Consider the following 10,498-nt stretch of genomic DNA (forward strand, 5'->3'; position numbering starts at 1 on the left):
CCGTCGTCTTGCTGAGATCGCCGGAGAGCGGCAGCCCGACCAGGTCTGGTAGGCCGGGCGGCTTAGCTTGCGTTCAGGCTGCGGCGCGTTCGCCGCGGCCGTGCGGGCGGTCGAGGTCCAGTTCCGGGCCGACAGGGACGATACCGGTCGGGTTGATCGTCTTGTGGCTGCGGTAATAGTGATCCTTGATGTGGCGGAAGTCGACCGTCTCCTTGATCCCCGTTGTCTGGTAGAGATCGCGCAGATAGGCCGAGAGGTTCGGGTAATCGGCGATGCGGCGGATGTTGCACTTGAAGTGGCCGACATAGACCGGGTCGAACCGTACCAGCGTGGTGAAGAGCCGCCAGTCTGCCTCGGTCAGCCGGTCGCCAAACAGATAACGGCCCTTGCCGAGGCGGTCTTCCAGCATGTCGAGCGTTTCGAAGAGCTTGAGCACGCTTTCCGAATAGGCGTCCTGGGCGGTGGCGAAACCAGCCTTGTAGACGCCGTTGTTGACGGTGTCATAGATGAGCGCGTTCAGATCGTCGATCTCGGCGCTGAGGTCTTGCGGATAGAAATCGGTGGTCGAGCCGGTCAGCGCGTCGAAGGCGCTGTTGAACATGCGGATGATCTCGGCGGATTCATTGCTGACGATGGTGTTGGTCTTCTTGTCCCACAGGACGGGTACGGTGACACGGCCGGAATAGTGCGGATCGGCTTTCACATAGATGTCGGAGAGCGCCTTGGCGCCGAAGAGCGGATCGCCGGTGGCGCCGTCGCCGACCTTGAATTCCCAGCCCTTTTCCAGCATCAGCGGATCAACGACGGAGACCGAGATCAGGTCTTCCAGCCGCTTCAGCTTGCGGAAGATCAGCGTGCGGTGCGCCCAAGGACAGGCGAGCGAGACATAGAGATGATAGCGCCCGGCCTCGGCCTTGAAGCCTTCCTTGCCCGACGGACCGGCGCTGCCATCCGGCGTGATCCAGTTGCGGAACTGCGAGGCGGCGCGCTTGAAGTGACCCTTGGTCTCCTTCGTATCGTACCAGACGTCCTGCCAGACGCCGTCGACCAGCATACCCATTGTGTCACTCCTTCGATCTTTCGTTGCCCGTTAGATATCGCGCTTGGGCGGATTTTGCAGTGGGGCAAAGATTGAACAGTGCGTCACGCGCTGATTGCGCTCGGCGGTGCGATTGCTACTTGACGCTCAAGGCGGCGATCAGCGCGCGCAGCGCCGGCGGCGATTGGCGGCGGCTCGGGTGGTAGAGGTGGAAGCCGGGGAAGGGCGGGCACCAGTCGTCGAGCACCTGCACCAGAGCGCCCGACGCGATCTCGTCGGCCACGTCGTGCTCCATCAGATAGCCGAGCCCGACGCCGGCGCGCACCGCGGCTGCCGGAAGTTCGCCATCATTGACGATAAGCGGGCCGCTGGTGCGGATATTGATCTCCTTGCCGTCTTTTTCGAACTCCCAGGGAAGCAGCCCGCCCGAGGTCGTCAGCCGGTAGCCGATGCAGGCGTGGCGTTCGAGATCATAAGGCGTTTCCGGCGGCGGGATGCGGGCGAAATAGGAGGGCGTGCCGACGACGACGGTGCGCAGCTCCGGCCCGACCCGCACCGCGATCATGTCCTTGTCCACCGTCTCGCCGAGGCGGATGCCGGCGTCGAAGCCTGAAGCGACGATATCGGTCAACCCGTCCTGGATGATCACCTCGACGTTGATATCGGGATGGGCGAGCAGGAAGGCGGGGAGCTTCGGCACCAGCACCATTCTGGCGGCATAGGCGAAGGTGGTGATGCGGACGGTGCCGGAGGGGTTGTCGCGCCATTCGGCCAGTGCGTCGAGGCCGCCTTCGATATCCGACAGCGCCGGGTTGAGCGATTGCAGAAGCCGCTCTCCGGCCTCAGTCGGCGCGACGCTGCGGGTGGTGCGGGCAAGCAGGCGGACGCCCAATCTTTCCTCCAGGCCGCGCATCGCGTGGCTGAGTGCTGAGGGCGACATGCCGAGGACGGCGGCTGCGCGCGTAAAACTACGCTCGCGGGCGACGGCGGCGAAGGCGAGGAGATCGTTGAGTGTTCCGCGTTCCATTCATGCATTCTGCTCACAAGTTCATGCGGCGGGCAACCGCTAATCCTATGGCTTGTACCGGCCTAAATGGAGGGGTGTGAACAAGGAGCACGGATATGGACCTTACCAGCTATCGCACCCTCGGCCGCTCGGGACTGATCGTCAGCCCGCTGGCGCTCGGCACCATGACCTTCGGCGCCGGGCGATGGGGCGCCAATGAGCAGACCTCGCGTGCGCTGTTCGACGCCTATGTCGATGCCGGCGGCAATTTCATCGACACCGCTGACATCTATTCGGCGGGGAAAAGCGAGGAGATGCTCGGTGCGTTTCTCTCCGACAGCGGGCAGCGCGACCGGCTGGTGGTGGCGACCAAATCGGGATTTCCGCGCGGCGCGGGCACGCCGCTCTGGGGCGGCAACGGGGCGAAGAACATCCGCCTCGGCATCGAGGGCTCGCTGAAGAAGCTGCGCACCGACTATATCGACATGTACTGGATGCATGTGTGGGACCAGACGACGCCGGCCGATGAAGTGTTGCAGACGCTTTCCGATGCCGTGCGCGCCGGAAAGATCCTGCACTACGGCTTTTCCAACACGCCGGCCTGGTATGTGGCGCGGATCGCGACGCTTGCCGAAGCGCACGGACTGCCGAAGCCGATCGGCCTGCAATATGCCTATTCGCTGATCGATCGTGGCGTCGAGCTCGACCTCATGCCTGCCGGCGCCGAATTCGGGCTTGGCATGGTGCCCTGGAGTCCGCTTGCGGCGGGTCTTTTGACCGGCAAATACGGCCGCGAGATGCTGGCCGAGGCCGGGCGCGCCACCGCCTTGCCGGACAAGACCTCGGAGACATCGGAAAGCGGCAGCAATGGCCGGCTGAACGGTGACAATCCTTTCGGCGGCATGCTGTTTACCGAGCGCAATTTCGATGTGGTCGATGTGGTGACATCAGTCGCGGAAGAGATAGGCCGGTCGGCAGCCGAGGTGGCGCTTGCCTGGGTGGCGCGGCGCGCCGGCGTCTCCTCGGTGCTGATCGGCGCCAGCCGCGTGGAGCAGCTGCAACAGAATATCGCTTCGCTGGATGTTGATCTCGACGGGGCGATGCTGGAGAGGCTGGAGCAGGCAAGCGCGCTGCCGCTGCTCAACCCCTATTTCATCTTCCAGATGCCGACCAGCCGGCTGTTCGGCGGACAGACGGTCGAGCGCTGGCCGAGGGGATGATTGCGCCCGCCCTCGGCCCTTGCTCGAGCGCAACATAGGGCAGGCTGGTCGCGATTGGCAGGTTCAAGACGCGATCAGCCATCCGTCGAGATGGTCAGGGCTTTCCACTCCTCGATCTCCTGCTGCAGCTCGCGAACGCGCTCCGATACGAGCTTCAGGGCATCGCTGCCGAGCAGGAGTTGGGGCGGCGGTGCGTCGGCCTCGATCAAAGTGAGGACGGCTGCGGCAAGCTTGTCGGGGTCACCCAGTTGCTTGCCGCTCTTTTCCTGCCGGGCGCTGCGGATCGGGTCGAAGATGGCGTCGTAGTCGGCGATGGATCTCTCCGTCCTCACCATGGAGCGTCCGGCCCCAATCGGTTCTGAAGGAGCCGGGGCAAAGGGCGGTGACATGGACGCCGAAGGGCGCCATCTCGGCGCGCATCACCGCCGATATGCTCTGCAGCGCGAACTTGCTGCCGCAGTAGTAGGCGATGCCGGGCATGGTGATCATGCCGCCCATCGAGGTGACATTGACGATGAAACCCCGGCGGCGCTCGCGAAAGCGGGGGAGGAAGGCCTTGGCGACCGCGACGGCGCCAAAGACGTTGACTTCGAACTGGCGGCGCATCTCTTCGATCGGCGATTCCTCAAGCACCCCTTCATGGCCGTAGCCGGCGTTGTTGATGAGGACATCGACCGGGCCGTGATCGTCTTCAGCCTTTTCCACGACATCGGGGATGCGGTCGAAATCGGTGACGTCGCAAAGCGTGGTGATGGCGCCGGGCAGCGCTTCGGCAAGGGTTTGGCGCGAGGCCTCGGAGCGGACGGCGCCGATGACTTTGTGGCCCATTTTCACGGCGCGAGCAGCGATGGCGAGGCCGAAGCCGGAATTGGCGCCGGTGATGAATATGGTCTTGCGTGACATGATCAGCAGGTCTCCTTGATATTGAGCGGATTGATAAATACTCTTGGAGACAAGCTGTTTCGATTGCGGATTGTCTGAGTATGTTGCCAAATCCTATCAAGGTGGACCATGTCGGCTCGGCGCGCCGCAGGCTGGTGGAGCTTGCCGCGGCGCTTGCTCCCGCGCAGGGGTATAACCTGACAGCGTTGTCTTCGGTGCGCCTGCTGCGGACGGAGGCCGTGCTTCACGACATCCCCGTGCTCTACAAGCCGGGTGCCGTTTTCGTGTTGCAGGGAAGCAAGCAGGGCATGCTCGAAGGGGAGGTCTATCTCTACGACGAGGACCACTATCTGGCGGTGTCGATCCCCGTTCCCTTCCGGATGCGGTCGATCGCCAGCCCCGAGCGCCCGCTGCTTGCCGTCTATGTCGATTTCGACATGCAGATGGCGGCCGAGATTGCCATGCAGCTCGAGGCGCATGGTGGATTGGCGGAGGAGAAGCCGCGCGGCCTTGTGTCAAGCAGGATGTCAGCCGACATCGAGGACGTGTTGCTGCGTCTTCTGACGGCACTCAGAAAACCCACCGATGTGACTGTTCTCGGCGATGGGCTTATGCGGGAATTGCATTACCGGGTGCTGATGGGGCCACAGGGCGGGGCGATGATTGCCGCCCTGCAGCGGCAGGGTTCGTCCGGCAAAGTGGTGCAGAGCCTGGGCTGGCTGCGGGAGAATTACGGCGCTGAGATCTCGATCGCCGATCTGGCGAAGCAAGTGGGCATGAGCATTCCCTCCTATCATCTTCGCTTCAAGGAACTGACGGGCAGCAGCCCGATGCAATATGTGAAGGCCATGCGGCTTCACGAGGCGCGGCTGATGATCGCCCGCCACAGCAGCACGATCGCGGAGATCGCGGTCTCGGTCGGCTATGCGAGCCCGGCGCAGTTCAGCCGCGACTTCAAGCGGCATTTCGGGCGGACCGCATCGGAGGAGGCTAAGTGGATGCGCCATCACCTCGGTGAAATCGTCTGAGTTTCACTCCGGGGCGGGGGCGGCAATCTTTTCCCATAGACGACCGATTTTTTTCCTGCTATCCGCCTTTTCACGATTTCAGGAACCCGATTTGATGTCCGCATCCAGAACCCTGCGACGACGCTGATGCTCCCGAACGCCCAAGGGCGTGCTCGAGAACCCATCATTTTGTCTATCCGGTTTCTGTCTCTTCATGCACAAGCACGATCTGGTCTACCTCACTGAGGACGCGTCGCACGACGCCGCTATCGAACACATCAACGAAGAAGCTTTCGGCCCCGGCCGGCACACCCGCGCCGCCGCCCGCATTCGCGAGCAGGGGCCGCATGATCTGTCGCTCTCCTTCATCTGCGCCGATGACGGCGAGACGATCGCATCCGTCCGCATGACACCCGTGATGGCCGGCGACGTGCCCGGCCATCTGCTCGGCCCTCTTGCCGTTCGCCCTTCACACAAGAACCGCGGCATCGGCCGGGAACTGGTGCGGATCGCGGTGGAAGCGGCCAAGCGTAAGGGCTCCGAGGCCGTCATCCTCGTCGGCGATCCGCCCTATTACGGGCCGCTCGGCTTCGAGAAAGTCGCCTATAACGCGCTGACCTTTCCGGGACCGGTCGATCCGGGCCGGGTGCTTGTCGTGCCGCTCGGCGAGGACGTGCATGGCCGGCTGAAGGGCACGATCGGCTGGCGCAAATAGGCCATCTGTTCTATTGAGCTATAACGAGGGCTGCGCTTCGCGTGGTCTTTCAGATGCTTGAGGGGGAGAAGGCATGGGTCGCATTTCAATCGATGAGGCGCTTGATCGCGCGGGGACCGGACCGTTTCAACGGCGGCTTCTCGGCATTTTCGGTCTCGTCTGGACGGCGGATGCGATGCAGGTGCTGGCCGTCGGCTTCACCGCCGCCTCGATCGCCGCGAGCTTCGGGCTGACGGTGCCGCAGGCGCTGCAGACAGGCACGCTGTTCTTCCTTGGCATGCTCATCGGCGCCTATGCCTTCGGCCGGCTGGCCGACAAGGTCGGGCGGCGAAACGTGCTGTTGCTCACTGTTGCCTGCGATGCGGTGTTCGGGGCGCTGTCGGTCTTCGCGCCGAGTTTCACCATCCTGCTTGTCCTGCGCTTTCTGACCGGCATCGCCGTCGGCGGCACGCTGCCGGTGGATTACGCGATGATGGCGGAGTTCCTGCCGTCGAAAAGCCGTGGCCGCTGGCTGGTGGCGCTTGAGGGTTTCTGGGCGATCGGAACGCTAATCGTGGCACTTGCGGCATGGGCTGCCAGTGTCGCGGGCGTTCAGGACGCCTGGCGCTACATCTTCGCGGTGACGGCGGTGCCTGCCATTCTCGGGCTCGGCCTGCGCCTGTTCGTGCCGGAATCGCCGCTCTATCTCTTGCGCGGCGGTCGCGGCGCGGAGGCGAAGACGACGATCAACCGGGTGCTTGCTGCGAACGGCAAGCCTGTTCTCGGCGCCGAGGACGAGCTGGTGTCGCCGTCGCACGCGGCCTCCGAAGGCGTGTTTTCGGGCGCGCTTCGCCGCCGCACTGTCATGATTTTGGCGATCTGGTTCCTGGTGTCGGTCTCCTATTACGGCGTCTTCACCTGGATGCCGGCGAAGCTTGCGGGCGATGGCTTCGGCTTCGTCAGAGGTTACGGCTTCCTGGTTTTCGTGGCGCTGGCGCAGATCCCCGGCTATGCGCTCGCCGCCTATGGCGTCGAGGCCTGGGGCCGCAAGCCGACGCTGATCGGCTTCTGCCTGCTGTCGGCGGCGGGCTGCCTGCTGTTCGTCATCTCCAGCGTCGATATCATGGTCGGTGCGTCGCTGCTGATCATGAGCTTCGCACTGCTCGGAACATGGGGCGCGCTCTATGCCTATACGCCGGAGCTCTACCCGACCGCGGTACGGGCGACCGGCATGGGTACGGCGGGTGCCGTCGCCAGGCTCGGCGGCCTTCTCGCACCGTCGCTGATGGCGCTGGTCGTCTCCGAAGGGCTCGGCGTTGCGATCGGCCTCTTCGCCGGTTTCCTCGTCGTCTCGGCCCTGGCGGCGGTGGCGATCGATTCGGAGACGCGGCAGGCGTCAATCGCCTAAGGGGGATTTTCAGGTTTCAGGCGTCAGCGCCTTGCGCAGAAACGTCCGTGTGCGGCCCTTCGGGAATTCCGGCAGTTCGCCGAAGATTTCGTATCCCTGTTTCAGATAGGCCTTGAGCGCCGTTGGGCTGAAGGTGTCGATCCAGGCGCCGTGGCAGCCGCGATTGGCGGCTTCCTCTTCGGCCATCGACAGCAGGCGGCCGGCGAGGCCGGTGCCGCGCTGGTTTTCGGGGATGAAGAGCAGCTGGGTGAAGAGCCAGCCCCAGGCGGTGTAGCCGGAGAGGCCGCCTATCACCGCTCCGTCCTCGTCGCGGATGAGCACCGCCAGCGTCTGGCGATCGGCTGGGCCGACGTCGGCGTGGTTGAAGGCGGTGAGGGTCTCGCCGATGACCGCGAGGTCATCGGGGGAGGGTGTGGCGGTCAGTTCGAGTTGTGGCATTGGGTCAGCGGCCCTCGCGCCACCACATGGCGCCGAAGGCGAGAAGCAGGATACCGACGCCGGCGAAGCCCGCGAAGAGCGGCAGCGTGTTGATGCCTTTCAGCACGGTCTCGTTGGTCAGGCGGATCTGCATGCGATCGTCGTCGGCAACGCGGATCTGGCCGCGCACCGGCAGGATCGGCGGTATCTCGACATTGCCGTCGGTATCCGAGACGCGGGCGACGAGGCCCCTGGTCTTGTCCGATATCGGCTTCAGCACGTCAGGTGTGGAGATCATCGCCTTGAACTCCGGCGCATCGACGGCGCCGACATGCACGAGCGTGCTCATCTCGCCGTTGCGGATCTCGAAGAGGCCGATTTCGTCCATCCGCTTCTCGGCCTTGAAGAGGCCGGGCTCGGACTGGACGAGCGGCAGCGTCTCGGTCTTGCCGGAGGGGTAGCGCACGGTGGCGTTGCCGGGATTGTCGCCGATGGTCTGGCGGGTGATCTCGAGCGTGCGGCCGGAAGCGCGGGCGGTCAGCGCTTCTTCTTCCAGCGCCGGTTCCTTCATCAGCCAGTGGGCGACGCGGCGATAGAGCGAGACGTGCGGGCCGCCGCCTTCGAAGCCACGGGCCCAGAGCCAACCCTGGTCGGAGAGGAGCATGGCGACGCGGCCCTGGCCGGCGCGGTTCAGCACCAGGAGCGGATTGTTGTCGGCGCCGACCATGACGGTCTCGCCCTGTGGCGGCTCGACGCCGACCGAGCGGAACCAGCGGCCCCAATGCGGCGGTTCATCGTTGGAGCCATCGAGGCCGCGGGTGACAGGGTGCTTCTTGCCCTCGTCGGAGAGGCGCGGATAGAAGGCCTTTTCGACCATCTGGCCGGTCGGGGCGGCGGGGAGAACCGAGGATAGCGGCGTCAGCGCGATCGAATCCGGGCCGGCATGCTCGGGACCTGCGGCGATCAGCAGCGCGCCGCCGTTTTCGACATATTGGGCGATGTAATCGTAATAGAGGATCGGCAGCACGCCGCGATGCTGGTAACGGTCGAAGATGATCAGGTCGAAGTCCTTGATCTTGTCGACGAAGAGCTCGCGGGTCGGAAATGCGATCAGCGACAGCTCGTTGATCGGCGTGCCGTCCTGCTTTTCCGGCGGGCGCAGGATGGTGAAGTGCACGAGATCGACGGAGGCGTCGGATTTCAACAGGTTGCGCCAGGCGCGCTCGCCTGCATGCGGCTCGCCGGAGACCAGCAGCACGCGCAGGTTCTCGCGGATGCCGTCGATGACGTGGACGGCGCGGTTGTTGGCTTGCGTGACTTCGCCGGGAAGGGCGGCGACGGAAAATTCCAGCACGTTGCTGCCGCCGCGCTCGACCTTGAAGGAGAAGGGCGTATCGCGGCCGGGCGTTGCCTGCAGCGTGGCGATCTCGTTGCCGTTGAGCTTCACCGTCACGTCGGCGGTGCCGCCGGGGCTCGGGCCGTCGTCGAAGACGCGCAGCACCAGTTGCTGCTCCTCGTTGACGATGCCGAAGCGCGGCGCCTTGATGACCTCGATGCGGCGGTCGAATTCGTTGGCCTTGCCGGTGATCAGCCCATGGATCGGGGCGTCGAAGCCGAGCGCCTGGTTGACGCCAGGCACGTCGTGGATCTGGCCGTCGGTGAGCATGATGGCGCCGCCGATGCGGGCGGGCGGCACGTCTGCGACGGCGGCAGACAGCGCGTTGAAGAGGCGCGTCGAGGGGGCGTCGGAATCTTCCGGCTCGGTGGCATCGACATAGCGCGGCTCGACATTCGGGAAGCGGGCGAGGCGGTCCTTCAGCGCGGCAAGCGCGTCGTCGGTCATCTTGATGCGCTCGGGCGTCTGCTGGCTCTGGCTGCGGTCGACGATAACAGGAACGACGGTCGAGAGCTGCTCGCGGTCCTCCTGCATCAGCAGCGGGTTGGCGAGCGCTGCCAATAGCGCCAGCGCCGCGACGGTGCGGATCCAGGCGCCGCGTACGCCCCTGAAGATGGCGAGCGCGGCGATGGCGACGACGATGACGGTCAGGCCGGCAAGCAGCGGCCAGGGGATGAAGGGCGCGAAATCAACCGTCATGTCATTGTCCCAGCCGTTCGAGGAGGGCGGGGATGTGGACCTGGTCGGTCTTGTAGTTGCCTGTGAGCATATACATCATGATGTTGACGCCGCTGCGGTAGGCGTATTCGCGCTGCGCCTCGTCAGGGGGCACGGTCGGAAGAAGCGGGACGCCATTGTCGTCCACGGCCCATGCGCCGGCGAAATCATTGCCCGTGATCAGGATCGGCGAGACGCCGTCGGCGGTTGCCGCCGACTTGGCGTTGTTGGAGCGATTGTCCTGGCGCGCCTCGATCCAGAGCGGGCTGCCGGCATAGCGGCCGGGGAAGCTCGACAGAAGATAGAAGGACTTTGTCAGCACGTGGTCGGAGGGGACAGGCTCCAGCGGCGGGATGTCGAGATTGGCGAGGATCTGCTGCAGGCGCTCGCCATTCGCGCTGCTGCCGCCGCTGTTGTCGAGCGCGCTGAACTGGTCGCGGGTGTCGAAGAGCACGGTGCCGCCGGCACGCATATAGGCGTCGATGCGGTTGATCGAGGCGGCCGACGGCATGGGCGCGGTGGCGGAAATCGGCCAGTAGATGATCGGATAGAAGGAGAGCTCGTCCTTTGTCAGGTCGAGGCCTACAGGAGCGGCGGGTTCGAGCGTGGTGCGGAAGGTGAGATATTCCGTCAGGCCCTCGAGGCCGCGCTCGGAGATGCGATCGACTTCGGCCTCGCCGGTGACGACGTAGGCGAGGTGGGTGTTGTCGAG

Annotated in this window: 9 protein-coding genes and 1 pseudogene; 4 read left to right on the plus strand and 6 right to left on the minus strand. The window is 64.7% G+C overall.

What is annotated here, in order from left to right:
• Positions 1-73 precede the first annotated feature (73 nt).
• Together B3605_RS19800 and B3605_RS19805 are read right to left on the minus strand one after the other, a co-directional pair.
• Positions 74-1,060 (minus strand): glutathione S-transferase family protein, encoded by a 987-nt coding sequence (locus B3605_RS19800; RefSeq protein ID WP_112941094.1) that lies wholly within the window; start codon positions 1,058-1,060, stop codon positions 74-76.
• A 115-nt stretch (positions 1,061-1,175) separates the two neighbouring features.
• Entirely contained in the window at positions 1,176-2,066 is an 891-nt protein-coding gene (locus B3605_RS19805; RefSeq protein WP_112973175.1) for a LysR family transcriptional regulator, read from the minus strand.
• 95 nt (positions 2,067-2,161) lie between these two features.
• Here B3605_RS19805 and B3605_RS19810 point away from each other — a divergent pair, with 95 nt between their 5' ends.
• Positions 2,162-3,265 carry an aldo/keto reductase gene (locus B3605_RS19810; protein ID WP_112941092.1) on the plus strand — a complete coding sequence of 368 codons (1,104 nt, stop codon included), beginning with the start codon at positions 2,162-2,164 and terminating at the stop codon, positions 3,263-3,265.
• 74 nt (positions 3,266-3,339) lie between these two features.
• Here the strand turns inward: B3605_RS19810 and B3605_RS19815 are convergent.
• A pseudogene (locus B3605_RS19815) lies at positions 3,340-4,168 on the minus strand (oxidoreductase).
• Positions 4,169-4,248: 80 nt separating this feature from the next.
• Here B3605_RS19815 and B3605_RS19820 point away from each other — a divergent pair.
• The 3 genes from B3605_RS19820 to B3605_RS19830 all read left to right on the plus strand — a co-directional run bounded on the left by B3605_RS19820 (position 4,249) and on the right by B3605_RS19830 (position 7,256).
• On the plus strand, positions 4,249-5,175 hold the full coding sequence (locus B3605_RS19820) for an AraC family transcriptional regulator (RefSeq protein WP_112941090.1): 927 nt from the start codon (positions 4,249-4,251) through the stop codon (positions 5,173-5,175).
• Between the two features lie 193 nt (positions 5,176-5,368).
• Positions 5,369-5,869, plus strand: coding sequence for a GNAT family N-acetyltransferase (locus tag B3605_RS19825; RefSeq protein WP_112941089.1), 501 nt, complete (start codon positions 5,369-5,371; stop codon positions 5,867-5,869).
• A 73-nt stretch (positions 5,870-5,942) separates the two neighbouring features.
• Positions 5,943-7,256 carry an MFS transporter gene (locus B3605_RS19830; protein WP_112941088.1) on the plus strand — a complete coding sequence of 438 codons (1,314 nt, stop codon included), beginning with the start codon at positions 5,943-5,945 and terminating at the stop codon, positions 7,254-7,256.
• Between the two features lie 9 nt (positions 7,257-7,265).
• On the opposite strand, the gene B3605_RS19835 is transcribed toward B3605_RS19830, so the two are convergent.
• The 3 genes from B3605_RS19835 to B3605_RS19845 all read right to left on the minus strand — a co-directional run.
• Positions 7,266-7,694 carry a GNAT family N-acetyltransferase gene (locus B3605_RS19835; protein WP_112941087.1) on the minus strand — a complete coding sequence of 143 codons (429 nt, stop codon included), beginning with the start codon at positions 7,692-7,694 and terminating at the stop codon, positions 7,266-7,268.
• A 4-nt stretch (positions 7,695-7,698) separates the two neighbouring features.
• Positions 7,699-9,768, minus strand: a complete 2,070-nt coding sequence (locus B3605_RS19840) for a hypothetical protein (RefSeq protein ID WP_112941086.1) — start codon at positions 9,766-9,768, stop codon at positions 7,699-7,701.
• Position 9,769: 1 nt separating this feature from the next.
• Positions 9,770-10,498: DUF4159 domain-containing protein (locus B3605_RS19845; RefSeq protein WP_296435673.1), on the minus strand; the 729-nt coding region annotated here is incomplete at its 5' end.

This window comes from Rhizobium sp. UBA1881 (genome assembly GCF_002338015.1).
GTDB lineage: Bacteria > Pseudomonadota > Alphaproteobacteria > Rhizobiales > Rhizobiaceae > Rhizobium.

Bases quoted from the DNA above. Each gene is read 5' to 3' on its own strand.
- B3605_RS19820 (WP_112941090.1), top strand. From the start codon at position 4,249: ATGTTGCCAAATCCTATCAAGGTGGACCATGTCGGCTCGGCGCGCCGC.
- B3605_RS19805 (WP_112973175.1), bottom strand. From the start codon at position 2,066: ATGGAACGCGGAACACTCAACGATCTCCTCGCCTTCGCCGCCGTCGCC.
- B3605_RS19810 (WP_112941092.1), top strand. From the start codon at position 2,162: ATGGACCTTACCAGCTATCGCACCCTCGGCCGCTCGGGACTGATCGTC.
- B3605_RS19800 (WP_112941094.1), bottom strand. From the start codon at position 1,060: ATGGGTATGCTGGTCGACGGCGTCTGGCAGGACGTCTGGTACGATACG.
- B3605_RS19825 (WP_112941089.1), top strand. From the start codon at position 5,369: ATGCACAAGCACGATCTGGTCTACCTCACTGAGGACGCGTCGCACGAC.
- B3605_RS19840 (WP_112941086.1), bottom strand. From the start codon at position 9,768: ATGACGGTTGATTTCGCGCCCTTCATCCCCTGGCCGCTGCTTGCCGGC.
- B3605_RS19835 (WP_112941087.1), bottom strand. From the start codon at position 7,694: ATGCCACAACTCGAACTGACCGCCACACCCTCCCCCGATGACCTCGCG.
- B3605_RS19830 (WP_112941088.1), top strand. From the start codon at position 5,943: ATGGGTCGCATTTCAATCGATGAGGCGCTTGATCGCGCGGGGACCGGA.